General features: G+C 61.4%; 12 protein-coding genes and 2 rRNA genes (1 of these 14 cut by a window edge). 4 read left to right on the top strand and 10 right to left on the bottom strand.

The features are described from left to right. Positions 1–81 precede the first annotated feature (81 nt). The 7 genes from glyS to ASE11_RS05510 form a co-directional block, all read right to left on the bottom strand. Entirely contained in the window at positions 82–2,208 is a 2,127-nt protein-coding gene (glyS, locus tag ASE11_RS05540; RefSeq protein ID WP_056267572.1) for a glycine--tRNA ligase subunit beta, read from the bottom strand. Positions 2,209–2,229: 21 nt separating this feature from the next. Beyond that, the gene (glyQ, locus tag ASE11_RS05535; protein WP_056268214.1) at positions 2,230–3,135 is read right to left on the bottom strand and encodes a glycine--tRNA ligase subunit alpha; all 906 of its coding nucleotides are present in this window, start codon (positions 3,133–3,135) and stop codon (positions 2,230–2,232) included. A gap of 104 nt (positions 3,136–3,239) precedes the next feature. Next, positions 3,240–4,700 (bottom strand): hypothetical protein, encoded by a 1,461-nt coding sequence (locus tag ASE11_RS05530; protein ID WP_156406247.1) that lies wholly within the window; start codon positions 4,698–4,700, stop codon positions 3,240–3,242. 127 nt (positions 4,701–4,827) lie between these two features. Further along, positions 4,828–6,666, bottom strand: a complete 1,839-nt coding sequence (lnt, locus tag ASE11_RS05525; RefSeq protein WP_056267565.1) for an apolipoprotein N-acyltransferase — start codon at positions 6,664–6,666, stop codon at positions 4,828–4,830. Positions 6,667–6,727: 61 nt separating this feature from the next. After that, positions 6,728–7,594, bottom strand: a complete 867-nt coding sequence (locus ASE11_RS05520) for an HlyC/CorC family transporter (RefSeq protein ID WP_082585551.1) — start codon at positions 7,592–7,594, stop codon at positions 6,728–6,730. Positions 7,595–7,692: 98 nt separating this feature from the next. Beyond that, the gene (locus ASE11_RS05515; RefSeq protein ID WP_056267562.1) at positions 7,693–8,430 is read right to left on the bottom strand and encodes a GNAT family N-acetyltransferase; all 738 of its coding nucleotides are present in this window, start codon (positions 8,428–8,430) and stop codon (positions 7,693–7,695) included. Between the two features lie 108 nt (positions 8,431–8,538). Further along, on the bottom strand, positions 8,539–9,012 hold the full coding sequence (locus tag ASE11_RS05510; RefSeq protein ID WP_056267558.1) for an Lrp/AsnC family transcriptional regulator: 474 nt from the start codon (positions 9,010–9,012) through the stop codon (positions 8,539–8,541). Between the two features lie 116 nt (positions 9,013–9,128). On the opposite strand from ASE11_RS05510, the gene hppD reads away from it, so the two are divergent. Continuing rightward, positions 9,129–10,250 carry a 4-hydroxyphenylpyruvate dioxygenase gene (gene hppD / locus ASE11_RS05505; protein WP_056267554.1) on the top strand — a complete coding sequence of 374 codons (1,122 nt, stop codon included), beginning with the start codon at positions 9,129–9,131 and terminating at the stop codon, positions 10,248–10,250. A gap of 11 nt (positions 10,251–10,261) precedes the next feature. Beyond that, positions 10,262–11,116 carry a phenylalanine 4-monooxygenase gene (gene phhA / locus ASE11_RS05500; protein WP_056267551.1) on the top strand — a complete coding sequence of 285 codons (855 nt, stop codon included), beginning with the start codon at positions 10,262–10,264 and terminating at the stop codon, positions 11,114–11,116. Here the strand turns inward: phhA and ASE11_RS05495 are convergent. Continuing rightward, entirely contained in the window at positions 11,038–12,027 is a 990-nt protein-coding gene (locus tag ASE11_RS05495) for an esterase/lipase family protein (RefSeq protein WP_056267547.1), read from the bottom strand. The genes phhA and ASE11_RS05495 overlap by 79 nt on opposite strands. Positions 12,028–12,136: 109 nt before the next feature. On the opposite strand from ASE11_RS05495, the gene ASE11_RS05490 reads away from it, so the two are divergent. Further along, a complete protein-coding gene (locus tag ASE11_RS05490) occupies positions 12,137–12,874 on the top strand; it encodes an FFLEELY motif protein (protein ID WP_235501208.1) in 738 nt (245 codons plus the stop codon). Between the two features lie 56 nt (positions 12,875–12,930). Continuing rightward, a complete protein-coding gene (locus tag ASE11_RS05485) occupies positions 12,931–13,884 on the top strand; it encodes an MBL fold metallo-hydrolase (protein ID WP_056267544.1) in 954 nt (317 codons plus the stop codon). A gap of 106 nt (positions 13,885–13,990) precedes the next feature. On the opposite strand, the gene rrf is transcribed toward ASE11_RS05485, so the two are convergent. Continuing rightward, positions 13,991–14,103, bottom strand: a 5S ribosomal RNA gene (rrf, locus tag ASE11_RS05480). A 173-nt stretch (positions 14,104–14,276) separates the two neighbouring features. Further along, a 23S ribosomal RNA gene (locus ASE11_RS05475) occupies positions 14,277–16,832 on the bottom strand; it runs 323 nt beyond the window's last position.

The raw sequence follows: 16,832 nt of genomic DNA, 5'->3' as shown, positions 1-16,832 counted from the left end.
ACCGCAGCGCAGGGCCGCCCCAAGCAAGGCCGCGCCCCCTTGGGGGGCAGCGACCCGCGAAGCGGCGGAGCGTGGGGGTCTTCATGTGGCGAGGCGCGACAGGTCGGCGACGCGGTTCATGGCGACATGCAATTGCTTGAGCAAACCGAGGCGGTTGGCCTTGAGCGCGGGGTCGTCGGCGTTGACCATGACACCGTCGAAGAAAGCGTCGACAGGGGCGCGCAGCGCGGCGAGCGACTGCAGGCTGGCTGTGTAGTCGCCGGCGTCGAACTTCGCGTTGGCGGCGGGCACGGTGGTCTGCATGGCGGCGAACAACGCCTGCTCGGCAGGCTCGACGAGCAATGCTTGCTGAACCGCAGCGCCCTCGCCTTCGGATTTCTTGAGGATGTTGCCGATGCGTTTGTTGGCGGCGGCGAGAGCGGGGGCTTCGGGCAGGGCGGCGAAGGTGCGCACGGCGGCGAGCCGCTTGGTCACATCACCCAGACGCTGGGGTTTCAAGGCGAGCACAGCATCGACCTCCTGCGCGGTACCGCCCTGCTCGCGCAGGCTGCCGGCAAGGCGGTCGTAGATGAAGCTGGAGAGGGCTTCGACAGGCTCAGCCCGAACGGCTGGGAGTTTGTCGCCAAACACGCTGTAGCACGCATCGAGCAGCGTTGACAGTTCCAGCCGCAGATCTTTCTCGGTCAACATCCGGATCACGCCCAGTGCATGACGACGCAGCGCGAACGGATCTTTGTCTCCGGTGGGCACGTTGCCGATACCGAACATGCCGACCAGAGTTTCGAGTTTGTCCGCGAGTGCCACAACGACACCTGTCGTGTTGCGCGGCAGTTCATCGCCCGCAAAACGTGGCTTGTAGTGATCCTCTACTGCGAACGCCACCTCTTCAGATTCGCCATCGTGCAGCGCGTAGTAGCGGCCCATGGTGCCTTGCAGTTCGGGGAACTCGCCCACCATGTCGGTCAGCAGATCGGTTTTGGCGAGTTGTGCTGCTTTATCAACCTGAGAGGTGACATCGCGAAGTAGTTGCGCGATTGCGCGAGCAATCGCGCGCACCCGCTCGGTGCGCTCACCCTGCGTGCCCAACTTGTTGTGATAGACCACCTTGCCCAGGCCCTCGACGCGCGAGGCCAGCGTCTTCTTGCGGTCCTGGTCGAAGAAAAACTTGGCGTCGGCCAGGCGCGGGCGCACCACGCGCTCGTTGCCGCCGATCACCGCGCTCGCATCGGTGGGGCTGATGTTGCTGACCACCAGGAATTGGTTGGTGAGCTTTCCCTGCGCATCGAGCATCGGAAAGTACTTCTGATTCGCCTTCATCGTGAGAATCAGGCACTCCTGCGGCACGTCGAGAAACTGACTCTCGAACTCGCAGATCAGCACGTTGGGTCGTTCCACCAATGCGGTGACTTCGTCGAGCAGTGCGTCATCTTCGATGGGCCTGCAGCCGCCACCCACCTTGGCAGCAGCTGCGGCGAGCTGGCGTGCGATCTCGGCCTTGCGTTCGGCGAACGAGGCGATCACCGCGCCATCGCCCAGCAACGTGAGTGCATAGCCATCCGCATCCTTGAGCACCACGGGTGAGACGGTCGCTTCAAAGCGGTGACCGTGCGTCGTGTTGCCCGACTTCAGTCCCAATGCCTTCACGGGCACCACGGTGCTGCCGTGCAATGCCACCAGTCCGTGCGCCGGCCGCACGAAGTTCACGCTGGTCCAGCCGGGCAGCTCGCAATCGGTCTCCAGCTGGTAGCTCATGACCTTGGGAATCGGCAGTTTGGCCAGCGCTTCGTCCAGCGCCTTCTGCAGTCCCGCGGCCAGTGCGGCCCCGGGCGCCACGCTCTCGTAAAACAACGCCTCGGCCTTGCCGTCGGGCGCACGCTTGAGGCCCGCCACCGCCGACGCATCGGCGCCGAGCGCACCCAGGCGCTTGAGCAGTGCGGGGGTGGGCTGGCCGCTGGCGTCCAGGCCCACGTTCACCGGCATGAGTTTTTGCGACACGGCCTTGTCGGCCGCGCGGGCCAGCACCCCGGTGACATGTGCGGCGAGGCGGCGAGGCGAGGCGAACGCCGTCACCACCGCGTCGGCGGGCGCCAGGCCCTGGGCCTTGAGCTGGTCGGCCAGCACGGCGGCAAATGCGTCGCCCAGTTTCTTCAATGCCTTGGGTGGCAGCTCTTCAACAAACAGCTCGACGAGCAGGTTCTGTGCAGTCATTCTTGTTCTTTCTCCGGGCGCTCACGCAGCCTTCTTCACCATCTGGTCCACCCACTCGCGCGGCGCCATGGGGAAGCCCAGGCGCTCGCGGCTCTCGTAGTAGCTCTGGGCCACGCCACGCGCTAGGTTGCGAATGCGGCCGATGTAGGCGGCGCGCTCGGTCACGCTGATGGCGCCGCGCGCGTCCAGCAGGTTGAAGCTGTGCGCGCACTTGAGCACCTGTTCGTAGGCGGGCAGCGCGAGCTGCTGCTCCATCAGGTGCTTGGCCTGCTTCTCGTGCGCAGTGAACGCCGTGAACAGAAAGTCGGCGTCGCTGTGCTCGAAGTTGTAGGCCGACTGCTCCTTCTCGTTCTGCAGGTAGACGTCGCCATAGCTGAGCGTGTCGGTCCACTTGAGGTTGTAGACGTTGTCCACGCCCTGCAGGTACATGGCCAGGCGCTCCAGGCCGTAGGTGATCTCGCCGGTGATGGGTTTGCAGTCGATGCCACCCACTTGCTGGAAGTAAGTGAACTGCGTGACTTCCATGCCGTTCAACCACACCTCCCAGCCCAGGCCCCAGGCGCCCAATGTGGGGTTCTCCCAATCGTCTTCCACGAAGCGGATATCGTTCTTCTTCAGGTCGAAACCCAGCGCTTCCAGGCTGCCGAGGTAGAGCTCCAGGATGTTGCTGGGCGCCGGCTTCAAGACGACCTGGTATTGGTAGTAGTGCTGCAGTCGGTTGGGGTTTTCGCCGTAGCGGCCGTCCTTGGGGCGGCGGCTGGGCTGCACGTAGGCGGCTTTCCAGGGCTCGGGGCCGAGCGCGCGCAGGAAGGTGGCGGTGTGGCTGGTGCCGGCGCCCACTTCCATATCGTAGGGTTGGAGCAGGGCGCAGCCTTGCTTGTCCCAGTAGGACTGCAAGGTCAGGATGATTTGCTGGAAGGTCAACATGGGGCTGGCGCGCGGGCCGCGAAGGATGGGGAAGGAGCGCGCCGACCACGGCTGCGCAAACACCCGATTTTACGGGCGCGCCCCGCCCGACCCGGTGCAGCCGGTCACTTCACTGCGGTGCTCCTGGCCGCAGCGGGGTCCCCCTTGGCCTTGGCCATGGAGAAGTACTTGTCGAGCCACAGGCGGGCGATGTGGCTCTTGGAAATTTTCTTGAAGAAGAAGCTGATCGGAATACCCACGGATTGGGTGTCCGAGACCTGAGTGATGTAGTTGTCGAAGGCATTCATCAAGGTGCTGAGGTCCACCACCTTGTTGCTTCCGTGGTCGATAGCGCCCAGCCCCTGAATCACGCTTTGCATCAGGCCACTTTGCCGAGCCACCTGTTGCCCGCCTTTGACCGATGCATCCGCCATGGAACTGGGAGTCTGTCGTGCCTCGTGTTGCTGGCCCTGCGAGCCCGCAAACGCGCGCGACTGATCGTCCAGCAAGGTGGCCACGCCCAGGCGCAACTGCGATGACGACAGGGTCGGCACTGCCCCCAACACGATGAGGTTGGCATGTGTGGACACGCTCTGGGTGCTGAGGAGCTTGCGCACGTTGTCGAGCACCGATTCATCGATGCCAAAACCCCCGGTGGCCGCTTTCATCCACCCTCCCAAGCGCATCTGTTCCTGCAAGGCTTGTTCCTGCTCTTCGCCCAAGCCGGTGCCGGTGGCTTCACTGTTGACCATGTGCACCATGCCGATGAAGCTGGAGCCGTAGTTCGCCCCCGTGAGCAGGGTGAGCGTTCGGGCATTGGCAGCGCCCTCCTGCGCTTCGGACGCCTGAATCATCGCCGCCAGGTCGGAGGTGTTGATGCCGTCGCCAGCACCGCTGTGCACGCTGTTCCACACCTCCACCGCCTTGTCCACATCGAGCTTGAGCGGCTCCAGCATGGCTGATGATCGGTGTGTGGCGCTGGCGGTGATCACCAGCGTGCCGACCAGGTTGTGGCTCTTGAGCTGCTGGCTGATCTGGGCCGCGGCGGCCTTGGGCACCTCCCGGGCGGTGGGGCCCAGTGGCGAGGTGGTTTCGCGGATCGCACTCTCGATGCCCGAGATGGCGGCGGTCTGGGTGTCGTCGTTGCTTCCGTAGAAAAAATACTGAAGGTCGATCTTGATCGAATCGGAGGCCAGCGACAGCCGCGCGACCTGCACTCCCGTGAAATCCAGCGGACTCTCCAGCCCCGCAACGTTCTCGATGGACGCCACCTCTTCGCGCAGTTGCTGCACGCCAGTGTCGTTCGTGATGCGCGCCGTCATGTAGTCGCGCGCCGCGTCGCTCACTTTCTTGTTCAGGTCGACGATCCTTTCCTTGAGCTCCGTGATGTCCACGCCCAGGCCGACCAGTTCATTGATGGTCATGCTCAGCCCCCGCCGCATGGCAATGAACGAGTTCATCCGCTCGAAAGCGGCATCGGTCTTGGCCTGCAGGCCGGCGATCTTTTCCAGGAGGTTGAGCAGGTCGGTATTGACAACATGACCCAGCACCAGCGAGGGATGATCGAACGGAATGGATGACGCCATGGAGAACTCCCGCAAGAATTTCCCGCCGAATTGGTGGGGCACCTTGGGTTGTATCAAGGCATCTGGCGAGGCGTTTGATGGACTTCTGAGCGATTCCTGCCGAATCGCTGATGCCGCGCGCGGTGGCTCAGCGCCGTCGGGTACGTCCGCCACGCCGGCCAAGGCTGCGCAGCGACGCGATGACGAGCACGAGCACCAGGCAGCCGACCCACATCGGCATCAGTCCCCAGCGCGCGGTCCACTGGGCGTAGGGCGTGATGCCGTTGCGCCCCTGCACTGTGGCTTCGAGCCGACCACGTGTGAGGCGTTCAAGCTGGTGCGTGACCACTCCGTTGTGGTCGATCACGGCCGTGGCGCCGGTGTTGGTCGCCCGCAGCATGGGTCGGCCCAGTTCGATGGCGCGCAGCCGGGAAATCTGCAGATGCTGATCGATGGCCACAGAATCCCCGAACCAGGCGATGTTGCTGAGGTTGATCAGCACGGTTGGGGCGGTGGCCGCACTGCCGAACGACGCCGCCAGCTCTTCGCCAAAGAGGTCTTCAAAGCAGATGTTGGGTGCAAGGCGCTGCCCGGCCACCGGCCACGACGGTTGGGCCAGGCCGCCCCGGTTGAAGTCGCCCAGGGGGATGTTCATCAAATCGGTGAACCAGCGAAACAGCGGCGGAATGAACTCGCCAAACGGCACCAGGTGATTCTTGTCATACCGGTAAATCCCTGAGCCGAGCGCGCCAGGCACATCGACCCGGTCTCGCTCCTTCGCTGCGGTTTCGGGGTTCAACCCCCACACCGAATTGGTGTAACCCTCTTCCAGGCTGCCCAGGGGCAGGCCGACCAGGGTGCTCACCCCACCGACCGGTTGATCCGCCAGGCTGCCGAGCAGCGGTTTCCAGAACTCGGCACCCAGCTGGTCGGGCAGCAGGGGAATGGCCGTCTCGGGCGCCACCACCAGCTGCGGCCCGGTGGCGGTGTTGGCGCGCGCAGCATCCACCGCCAGACCGATCTGTTGCGGATACCAGGACAGGGCCTGGGCGATGCCGGTCCCGGGCTCGAATTTCTGATCCTGTGGAATGTTGCCTTGCAGCAGCCACACCCGCAGTTCACCCGCGCCGGTGGTTCCGCGGTGGCCCAGAGTTCGCCAAGCCTGGCCGCCTGCGAGCATGCTCATGAGCAAGGCCGCCACCGCCAACAGCAGCAGACACGTGCGTGCCAGGCCCCACCAGCCATCCGTGAGCCCGGGGACCACGCGGGCCTGCACACGCGGGCCTGGCGCGGCCATGCGCGAACCCACTGCGGTGCGTCCGACCGGACGGCTCACCGGCGACAGCATCCAGGTGCTCACGCGCCGCCACAAACCCGAGATCAGCGAGGCCAACGCATAGGCCAGGATGGCGGCCAGAAAACCCATGCCGTACACGCCCACCAGCGGAGCCCACGGCGCCATCAGGTCCACCTGGGCGTAACCTCCGGCGCCCCACGGGAAACCAGTGAACCAATGGCCGCGCGCCAGTTCGGCCAATGTCCAGAGCGACGCAAACAGCAGCGCCTGGGCGGTCCGAGAAACCGGCGCCCAGCTGCACAACAAGCCCACGGCCACGGCGTAGTAGATGGAGAGCAAGCCCGCCAGCGTCAACACCGCCACGACCGCCAACCAGGCTGGCAGACCGCCATAGGTGTGCAGCGAGATGAACAACCACCAGAAGGTGCCGGACAGCCATGCCGTGGAGAACACCCAGCCCCGCCAAGCCGCCTGCCCCACACGTGTGGCGTATTGCAGGGCCAACACCAGCATGGACAACGAAACAATCTGCCAGAAGCCACTGGGCTGGCCCGCACTCATGCCCGGCAAGCTCCAGCCGGGGAACGGCCACGCGACGGAGGCCGCCTGGAGGACACCGCCTGCCAGGCAGATCCACCACCAGAAATAGCCGCTGCCTCGAGCGCTGCGCCCCGGAGGACGGCGGCTCATCGGGTTGAAACTCGACGGCGTGTGAAGCGATCCGAACAGGCTGCGCATAAACCGGGCGGCTTCAGGGCTCGGCCGGTACGGGCGCGACTTTGAACCACTTCACGGCACCGCCCTTGGTGTGCAGCACGGTGAAGCGCAGGCCCTCGAGCTCGTACACCTCGCCGCGTTTGGGCACATGGCCCATGGCGTGGGCGATCATGCCGCCGATGGTGTCGAAGTCGTCCTCCGAGAGCTTCAGCCCGAAGGATTCGTTGATGCGCTCGATCGGCGTGTCGCCGCTCACGCGCCAGGTGCTGTCGGCCAGACCGAAGATGTCACCCTCGTCCTCGGCGACATCGAATTCGTCTTCGATCTCACCGACGATTTCCTCCAGCACGTCCTCGATGGTGATGAGGCCGGCCACGCGGCCGAACTCGTCGATGACGATCGCCAGGTGGTTGCGGTTGCCACGGAACTCGCGCAACAGGTCGTTGAGCCCCTTGGTTTCGGGCACGAAGGTGGCCGGGCGCAGCAAGGCACGGATGTTGAGTTCAGGGGCGCGCTGCAGCTTGAGCAGGTCCTTGGCCAGCAGGATGCCGATGATGTTTTCGCGCTCGCCCTCAAAGACCGGAAAGCGCGAGTGCGCCGTGTCGATGACCAGATGAAGCAACTCGTCGTAGGGTGCATCGATGTCCAGCACATCCATGCGTGGCGTGGCCACCATCACGTCGCCAGCAGTCATGTCGGCGATGCGGATCACGCCTTCGAGCATCACCCGCGACTCGGCGTTGATGATGTCGTTGTCCTCGGCGTCGGCGAGGGTCTCGATCAGTTCATCCTTGGAGTCCGGCCCGGGGTGGATGAACTCCGCGAGCTTTTGCAGGAAACCACGTTTGTCGGCATGCCGCAGGCTGCGCTGCGGCCCACTACTGGGAGGGGATTCGGCCACTGAAGGTTGGGGGGAGTTGTAACGGTGCGAAAGGATACCCCAAGCCGGTGTCTCGGAGCAAAAAGGCGGTCAGGCCGCCACCGCTCTCACGGACAGCGTCAGCCGCGCACGCGTTCGCGTGCTTCGCGCACACCCTGACGAATGTCTTGCAACACGGCAAGCAGGCTCCAGAACTGTTTGGCCTGGGCCTTGAGGTGGTAGTCGGTGAGGGCGACCTGCTGGTTGACCAACTCGGTCATGCGCGAATCGAAATTGGCTGGTGGCAGGCGCAGGTGGGCTTCCGACTCGGAGCCGTCGCGCTCGATGATGGCGCCAGCGTGGCGCGCGATCTTCAGCATGGCGGTGTTCTCCGAAAGGGCGTGAATGAACAGCTGCGTCACGCCTTCGTTGCGAGCGTGCATCACAGCGCGTTCGAACAGCCGACTGCCATAGCCCCGGCCGCGTGCGCTCTTGGCCACCGACACGCCGAACTCGGCACAACTGGTGTACTGCGGGTCGATCGAGAACGCCAGGTGGGCCATGGCGATCAGGTCGAGCTTGCGGTTGAAGATGCCGAAGAGTTCGTCGCGCTCGAAGTTGAGTTGATCCACATAGCGGGTGATCTGCTCGTCGTTGGCCGCGTATCCAAAGCGCAGATAGCGGTCGTGCGACTCCAGCGACAGCAGGTGGTCCAGGATTCGGTCGCGTTGGCCGGGGCCGATGGATCGGATGGGCACCACCACGCTGGTGGACGGAAAACTGTGGTCAGTGGGCGCACGCGCCCCGCTCGCAGCTGCGCTGACCGGCGCCTGGGCGGGCGGTGTTGCAGACTTGAACCAACGGGTGGGATCGACCATGGCAGAAATGTAAGGGTTATCCCTATATTCACAAGGACTGATGCCCCTAAACCCTCAGGCACCCGATGGGCGGACTGCAGGCGACTGCTGGTCGCCTCGCGTCATGGTCTAAAGCGGCAAAGCGGTCGTGCTTTTCACACGGTCCATCACGAAACTGGTCTTGCAGTCCTGCACGCTCGGGTGCTTGAGCAAGGTGTCCATCATGAAGCGTGAATAGGCCGCCATGTCCGCCACCACCAAGCGCAGCTGAAAATCCATCTCGCCAGTGAGCGCCGCGCATTCCACCACCTCGGGCCACGACAGAACACTGGCGCGAAACTGGTCCATGGGGTTGCGCTTTGCACTGCCGGCGTGCTTCTCCAGTCGCACGTTCACATGCGCTGTGAGACCCAGGCCCACGGCTTCCGGGCGCACCAGGGCCACGTAGCGGTCAATGACGTGCGCCTCTTCGAGCCGGCGCACGCGTCGCAACACAGCGCTGGGAGACAGGCCGACGGATTCGGCAATCTGGTCGTAGGTGGCGCGGCCGTCGGCCTGCAGGCTGCGCAAAATGTGTCGATCAAGCTTGTCCAGTGCTTCCATTCTTTGAACTATGCATGTTTCCTGCAAGAAGGACAAGTGGAGCGCCCCAAAACGCCGGAATCGTGACACGCTGCGCCGATACAGTGGCGAATCACCCTCGCCCAACGGAGACTGCCATGAACAACGCCTTGCCCACTGCCGCCCAGAACGCCGTCTCCGAATGGGAGAACCCCATGGGCACCGACGGTTTTGAGTTCATCGAATACGCCGCGCCCGACCCGGTGGCCATGGGCTCCCTGTTCGAGCGCATGGGCTTCAAACCGATCGCGAAGCACCGCCACAAGGCCGTGACGCTGTACCGCCAGGGGGAGATCAACTTCATCATCAACGCCGAGCCCGACAGCTTTGCGCAACGCTTCGCACGCCTGCATGGCCCCAGTGTGTGCGCGATCGCGTTGCGCGTGCGCGATGCCAAGGCCGCCTACGAGCGCGCCATTTCGCTGGGCGCCTGGGGCTACGCGCAGTCGGCCGGTCCGGGCGAGCTGAACATCCCGGCCATCAAGGGCATCGGCGACTCCATCATCTATTTCATCGACCGCTGGCGTGGCAAGAACGGCGCCAAGGAGGGCGACATCGGCAACATCGGCTTCTTCGATGTGGACTTCGAGCCCCTGCCCGGTGCCGAGCTCAACCCCGTGGGCCATGGCCTCACCTACATTGACCACCTCACGCACAACGTGCACCGCGGCCGCATGGACGAGTGGGCCGGCTTCTACGAGCGCTTGTTCAACTTCCGCGAGGTGCGCTACTTCGACATCGAAGGCCAGGCCACCGGGGTGAAGAGCAAGGCCATGACCAGCCCCTGCGGCAAGATCCGCATCCCGATCAACGAAGAGGGCAACGAGAAGGCGGGGCAGATCCAGGAGTACCTGGACCGCTACCACGGCGAAGGCATCCAGCACATCGCGATGGGCTCGACCAACCTGTACAACACGGTCGACGCGCTCGAGCTCAGTGGCGTGAAGCTGCTCAACACCAGTGACACCTACTACGAGCTGCTGCCCAACCGCATCCCGAATCACGGTGAAGATGTGGAGGCGCTGAAGCAGCGCAACATTCTGGTGGATGGCGCGCCCGGCGAGCTGCTGCTGCAGATCTTCAGCGAGAACCAGCTCGGCCCGATATTTTTCGAGTTCATCCAGCGCAAGGGCAACCAGGGCTTTGGCGAAGGCAACTTCAAGGCCCTGTTCGAGACCATGGAGTTGGACCAGGTGCGCCGTGGCGTGCTCAAGGCCTGAGGGCACACGCCATGGCCGTTGAACCCGTCGTCTATGGCGCCAGCGACCGCCCACCGCGCGGCGACTACTCACGCGCGCAGGTCGACTACACCTGCCCACAGAACTGGGCCTCCTACACCGAGGCCGACCATGACACCTACCAACGCCTCTACGAGCGCCAGACCGCGCTGCTGCCAGGCTTGGCCTGTGACACCTTCATCGAGGCGCTCCCCTCGCTGGGCGTGAAGGACCGCATTCCGCGCTTCGAGGAAATCAACGAGCGCCTCAGGCCCGCGACCGGTTGGGAAATTGTGGCCGTGCCCGGCCTCATTCCGGAACGTCCGTTCTTCGACCTGCTGGCCCACCGGCGCTTTCCCGTCACCGACTGGATTCGCCAGCCCGACGAGTTCGACTACATCGTCGAACCCGACGTGTTCCACGATCTGTTCGGCCATGTGCCTTTGCTGTTCAACCCGGTGTTTGCCGACTACGTGCAGCGCTACGGCGCAGGTGGCCTGAAGGCACACGACCTGGGTGCGGGCGAACTGCTCTCGCGGCTGTATTGGTACACCATTGAATTCGGCCTGATCCGCCAGGCTGGCGGCTTGCGGGCTTATGGCGCCGGCATCCTCAGTTCATCGGGGGAGCTGCGCCACAGCGTCACCAGCCCGCAGCCGCAGCGCATTGCGCTGGATTTGCTGCGCTGCATGCGCACGCGCTACAAGATCGACGACTACCAGGCCACCTACTTCGTCATCGACAGCTTCGAGCAGCTGTTCGAGATGACTGCGCCCGACTTTGCGCCAATCTATGAGGCGGTGCGCTCGCTCGGCGAGCTGGGACCCGATGCCACCATCGCCAGCGACTCGTTCATCACCCTCGGGTGAAACGCCAACGCAACGTGGGGAGCACCAGCCACCAGACGGTTGTCGGAGCCGGGGAGTGTGGCCGTCGAGGCCGGAAAGACGATGTTGTCGGTGTTGCTGTACCAACAGACAAACCGATCGGCGTTGCGCTCGGCGTGGAGCAGCAGCTCGCGCGACAGCAGGTCTTGCTGCCAGTCACAGTCGTGGCGCATCTGGCGTCCATTGTTCAGGTGGCTGAATCGGGCCAGCCAGGTGCCGCGGTGCGGCGTTCCAATCGTGATGACCTTGTCGATACGTGAGGCTGCGCCCGGCGAACTGGCCAGCCATGCCCTCGCGGCCAGTCCGCCCATGCTGTGGCAGATCAGCGTTGGCGCCAGGCCTGTCAGCGCTGTGGCCCGCGCCACAGCTGCGTCCATAAGCGGCACATATTCGTCAATCGAGCCGAAGATCGGCTCCAGATTGAGCGACACGTAGGGCACGTTGAGGGCTCGCAGTCGCTTCATCCATGGCAACCAGAACCCGCGGTTGCAGACGAACCCATGGACCAGGACCACCGCCCGTTGAGAGGCCCTCCCCTCGGCGCTGTCCGGCAGTTGCCTCCAGCAAAATGGCTGCCGCCATGCAAACACGAGCGGGGCCACCCGCACCTCTTGGCGCCAAGCCGCCATCCACTGGGCGGCATTGGCCCTGGGCGCCGCATCATGGCGGTTGACCATCGCGGCAGCGACCATCTCCACCGCCAGAATGACGGCATACCCCAAGAACACGGCACCCACACCCGCCGCAGCCCAAGCAGCAGAACGTGGCCCCATCCAGCACAACCATGCCCCGGCCACCGCGAAGGCCATCAGGACCATCGACTGTTGGAGCCTGGCGAGCGAGGAAGAGACTGGGCGGGCTGCAGCAGCCAAGGATGGAGTCGGCGATTTCATCCTCAAACTATCGCATGCCTGCCCCCACCTGGGCGGATCACGCGGTCATCATCCGCGACACCTGGTCCGAGGCTCTCCGTCTAGACTCTTCAAAAGCCTGTTGTCCCACATGAGTGAACATCCCCTCGCCGCAGACCTGATACGAGCGCATCTGGCGCGCGTGGAGCAACTGCGTGTGCGGGCACAAGCTGAAGGACTGAAGTCGGCTGTTGACGATATCAAGCGATTGCAGGCCCTTCGGTTTCGCGCAACGTACGCCGACTTTCTGGGGCAAGCGCGATACGCTCCCGCCACCCGTTTTTTCCTCGACGAACTCTACGGCGTGCACGACTTCATGCAGCGCGATGCCCAATTTTCGCGAATTGCCGGAGCCCTGGAGCGCTTGTTTCCCGAAGCCGTTGCGCAACTGGCCGTCGACTTGGCCGAGACCCACGCGCTGACCGAGGTGCTGGATCAACAACTCGCCACACACTGGCTCACGCTGAACAGCGCGATGCCCACGGCAACGCGCTACATCCTGAGCTGGCGGCTGACCGATTCGCGGGCTGCTCGAGATCGACAACTTTCTGTCGTCCAGCACATGGGGCTTGAATTGCAGCGCCTCACGCGCCTGAAAAGCCTGCGGTTGGGACTGCGGATGATGCGCAACCCAGCGCACTTGGCTGGACTGGACGCATTGCAGCACTTTCTCGAAAGCGGATTTGACGCTTTCTCCGCACTGGGTGATGCGCGCGCATTTCTTGACACAATCCAGGAGCGGGAGTCGCGGTGGATAGCCGCGCTATTCGACCAACCACTGGAAGCCTGCAGCGCGGCCTTGAGCCGTGAGTTGGTGCGCCACGGGTGATCGCTGGCCATACGGCCGCCTTCCAAAGTTGTTCTTCAACACAAGCGGTGCATAGAATGCCTCCCCTCCACGACAAGCCCACCGTCATTTCAAACCTGGCCGAGAAAGGTGTGACCGTCTTTGAACGTGGTTGGCTTTCGTCCAACAACATCCTGCTGCAAGGCGATGGCCCCAGCGCGCTGGTTGACTCGGGCTACTGCACACACGCGCAACAAACGCTCGCCTTGCTGCGGGACGACTTGCACGGACGTCCTCTGGACCTGCTGTTGAACACCCACCTTCACAGCGATCACTGCGGTGGCAATGCTCAACTGCAAAGTGTGTTTCCCCATCTGCACACCCTGATTCCTCCGGGTCAGGCGGCGTCGGTCGCAACATGGGATCCTGTTGCGCTGACCTACGTCCCCACTGGCCAATCATGTCCCCCGTTCATCCATCAAGGCGTATTGAGCCCTGGCACCAGCATGCGATTGGGCCGGGACACCTGGGAAATACACGCCGCCAAAGGTCACGATCCGCATTCCGTGGTCCTTTTTCAACGCGAGTCACGCATCCTCATCTCGGCCGATGCGCTGTGGGAGAACGGGTTTGGCATCGTTTTCCCGGAACTGGAAGGCATCGACGCATTCAACGAAGTTTCAGATACCCTGGACCTGATCGAACGCTTGGCTCCCAACATCATCATTCCTGGTCACGGCTCGGTATTTGAGGGAATCACTGGGGCACTGCAGCGCGCCAGAAGCCGTCTCGACCAATTCACTCGACATCCGGCCAAGCATCGCCGGCATGCGCTCAAAGTCCTCATCAAGTTCAAATTGCTCGAGTGGCAATCCGTGTCGATTCAAGAACTCTTTGACTGGTACCGGAACACCCCCTACATCGCCTCCATCGAGCAACGGTCGAACCCCACTGCTGAGCACCTTCTCCGCGAATCACTCGACACCTTGATCAGCGAACTGATTGCGAGCCACGCCCTGCGCATAGAGTCTGGCTACATTTACAACGTTTGAACCAAACTTCGCTCCCGAGGCGATGGATGCCATCCGAGATTCAGATCCGAAAAGCCCAAACCCCCAGGCGCCATGAGGCACGAGGGGGTTTGGGGGCTGGGTAAGAGCCTGACGATGACCTACTTTCACACGGGAACCCGCACTATCATCGGCGCAAAGGCGTTTCACTGTCCTGTTCGGGATGGGAAGGAGTGGTACCACCTCGCTATGGTCGTCAGGCATAACTTGTTGTCGGGTTTGTACAAATGCACAAACCTAACGAATTCATAGAGCTTCGAATCAGCTGATTTTTGATTGCTGCCAACGAGCTGGACCAATCAATTGATCCATATCGGCATACACATGACATTTCTGTCGTTTGACATTTGACTTTGAGATTTTATCAAAGTTATAGGGTCAAGCCTCACGAGCAATTAGTATCAGTTAGCTTAACGCATTGCTGCGCTTCCACACCTGACCTATCAACGTCCTGGTCTTGAACGACTCTTTAGGGGGCTCAAGGCCCCGGCAGATCTCATCTTGGAACGAGTTTCCCGCTTAGATGCTTTCAGCGGTTATCTCTTCCGCACTTAGCTACCCGGCAATGCCACTGGCGTGACAACCGGTACACCAGAGGTGCGTCCACTCCGGTCCTCTCGTACTAGGAGCAGGCTTCCTCAAATCTGCAGCGCCCACGGAAGATAGGGACCAAACTGTCTCACGACGTTTTAAACCCAGCTCACGTACCTCTTTAAATGGCGAACAGCCATACCCTTGGGACCGGCTACAGCCCCAGGATGAGATGAGCCGACATCGAGGTGCCAAACACCGCCGTCGATATGAACTCTTGGGCGGTATCAGCCTGTTATCCCCAGAGTACCTTTTATCCGTTGAGCGATGGCCCTTCCATACAGAACCACCGGATCACTATGTCCTGCTTTCGCATCTGCTCGACTTGTCAGTCTCGCAGTTAAGCACGCTTATGCCATTGCACTATTAGCACGATGTCCGACCGTACCTAGCGTACCTTCGAACTCCTCCGTTACACTTTGGGAGGAGACCGCCCCAGTCAAACTGCCTACCATGCACTGTCCCCGATCCAGATAATGGACCTAGGTTAGAACCTCAAACACACCAGGGTGGTATTTCAACGTTGGCTCCACAAGATCTAGCGACCCTGCTTCAAAGCCTCCCACCTATCCTACACAGATCTGTTCAAAGTCCAATACAAAGCTACAGTAAAGGTTCATGGGGTCTTTCCGTCTTTCCGCGGGGAGATTGCATCATCACAAACATTTCAACTTCGCTGAGTCTCAGGAGGAGACAGTGTGGCCATCGTTACGCCATTCGTGCAGGTCGGAACTTACCCGACAAGGAATTTCGCTACCTTAGGACCGTTATAGTTACGGCCGCCGTTTACTGGGACTTCGATCAAGAGCTTGCACCCCATCAATTAATCTTCCAGCACCGGGCAGGCGTCACACCCTATACGTCCACTTTCGTGTTTGCAGAGTGCTGTGTTTTTAATAAACAGTCGCAGCCACCAATTTTTTGCAACCCATTCGTGCTCAGATGTTCTCATCACACTACTAGGGCACACCTTCTTCCGAAGTTACGGTGTCAATTTGCCGAGTTCCTTCTCCTGAGTTCTCTCAAGCGCCTTAGAATACTCATCTCGCGCACCAGTGTCGGTTTGCGGTACGGTCAATTACAAGCTGAAGCTTAGTGGCTTTTCCTGGGACCTCGTTCAGTTACTTCGCGAGCAAGCTCGCTCGATCAACAGCCTCGGTATATGACACGCGGATTTGCCTACGTGTCGCCTACATCTGTCTAAACCGGCACATCCAACAGCCGGATAACCTATTAAGATCCGTCCCCACATCGCACTTGTAATCGGTACAGGAATATTGACCTGTTTCCCATCAGCTACGCATCTCTGCCTCGCCTTAGGGGCCGACTCACCCTACGCCGATGAACGTTGCGTAGGAAACCTTGCGCTTACGGCGAGGGGGCTTTTCACCCCCTTTAACGCTACTCATGTCAGCATTCGCACTTCTGATACCTCCAGCATCCTTTACAAGACACCTTCACAGGCTTACAGAACGCTCTCCTACCACTTGCAATAAATTGCAAATCCGCAGCTTCGGTAACTGGCTTAGCCCCGTTACATCTTCCGCGCAGGACGACTCGATCAGTGAGCTATTACGCTTTCTTTAAATGATGGCTGCTTCTAAGCCAACATCCTGACTGTTTTAGCCTTCCCACTTCGTTTCCCACTTAGCCCGTTTTAGGGACCTTAGCTGGCGGTCTGGGTTGTTTCCCTCTTGAGTCCGGACGTTAGCACCCGGTGCTCTGTCTCCCAAGCTGTACTCGTCGGTATTCGGAGTTTGCCTTGGTTTGGTAAGTCGCCATGACCCCCTAGCCAAAACAGTGCTCTACCCCCGACGGTAATACTTGAGGCACTACCTAAATAGTTTTCGGAGAGAACCAGCTATTTCCAAGTTTGTTTAGCCTTTCACCCCTATCCACAGCTCATCCGCTAGTTTTGCAACACTAGTCGGTTCGGACCTCCAGTACCTGTTACGGCACCTTCATCCTGGCCATGGATAGATCACTTGGTTTCGGGTCTACACCCAGCGACTGAATCGCCCTATTCGGACTCGATTTCTCTACGGCTTCCCTATTCGGTTAACCTTGCCACTGAATGTAAGTCGCTGACCCATTATACAAAAGGTACGCAGTCACCCCTTTCGAGGCTCCTACTTTTTGTAAGCACGCGGTTTCAGGATCTATTTCACTCCCCTCCCGGGGTTCTTTTCGCCTTTCCCTCACGGTACTTGTTCACTATCGGTCGATGATGAGTATTTAGCCTTGGAGGATGGTCCCCCCATATTCAGACAGGATTTCTCGTGTCCCGCCCTACTTGTCGTTAGCTCAGTACCACACAGGTCTTTTCACGTACGGGGCTA

Source organism: Hydrogenophaga sp. Root209, assembly GCF_001428625.1.
Taxonomy (GTDB): Bacteria; Pseudomonadota; Gammaproteobacteria; order Burkholderiales; family Burkholderiaceae_C; genus Hydrogenophaga.
The sequence above is the reverse complement of the archived record's forward strand: the minus strand, read 5'-3'. Positions and strand labels throughout refer to the sequence as shown.

What these genes read in the sequence shown, in the direction of transcription:
- glyS (WP_056267572.1), bottom strand. Translation starts at nt 2,208, where the DNA reads ATGACTGCACAGAACCTGCTCGTCGAGCTGTTTGTTGAAGAGCTGCCA.
- glyQ (WP_056268214.1), bottom strand. Translation starts at nt 3,135, where the DNA reads ATGTTGACCTTCCAGCAAATCATCCTGACCTTGCAGTCCTACTGGGAC.
- ASE11_RS05530 (WP_156406247.1), bottom strand. Translation starts at nt 4,700, where the DNA reads ATGGCGTCATCCATTCCGTTCGATCATCCCTCGCTGGTGCTGGGTCAT.
- lnt (WP_056267565.1), bottom strand. Translation starts at nt 6,666, where the DNA reads ATGAGCCGCCGTCCTCCGGGGCGCAGCGCTCGAGGCAGCGGCTATTTC.
- ASE11_RS05515 (WP_056267562.1), bottom strand. Translation starts at nt 8,430, where the DNA reads ATGGTCGATCCCACCCGTTGGTTCAAGTCTGCAACACCGCCCGCCCAG.
- ASE11_RS05510 (WP_056267558.1), bottom strand. Translation starts at nt 9,012, where the DNA reads ATGGAAGCACTGGACAAGCTTGATCGACACATTTTGCGCAGCCTGCAG.
- hppD (WP_056267554.1), top strand. Translation starts at nt 9,129, where the DNA reads ATGAACAACGCCTTGCCCACTGCCGCCCAGAACGCCGTCTCCGAATGG.
- phhA (WP_056267551.1), top strand. Translation starts at nt 10,262, where the DNA reads ATGGCCGTTGAACCCGTCGTCTATGGCGCCAGCGACCGCCCACCGCGC.
- ASE11_RS05495 (WP_056267547.1), bottom strand. Translation starts at nt 12,027, where the DNA reads ATGAAATCGCCGACTCCATCCTTGGCTGCTGCAGCCCGCCCAGTCTCT.
- ASE11_RS05490 (WP_235501208.1), top strand. Translation starts at nt 12,137, where the DNA reads ATGAGTGAACATCCCCTCGCCGCAGACCTGATACGAGCGCATCTGGCG.
- ASE11_RS05485 (WP_056267544.1), top strand. Translation starts at nt 12,931, where the DNA reads ATGCCTCCCCTCCACGACAAGCCCACCGTCATTTCAAACCTGGCCGAG.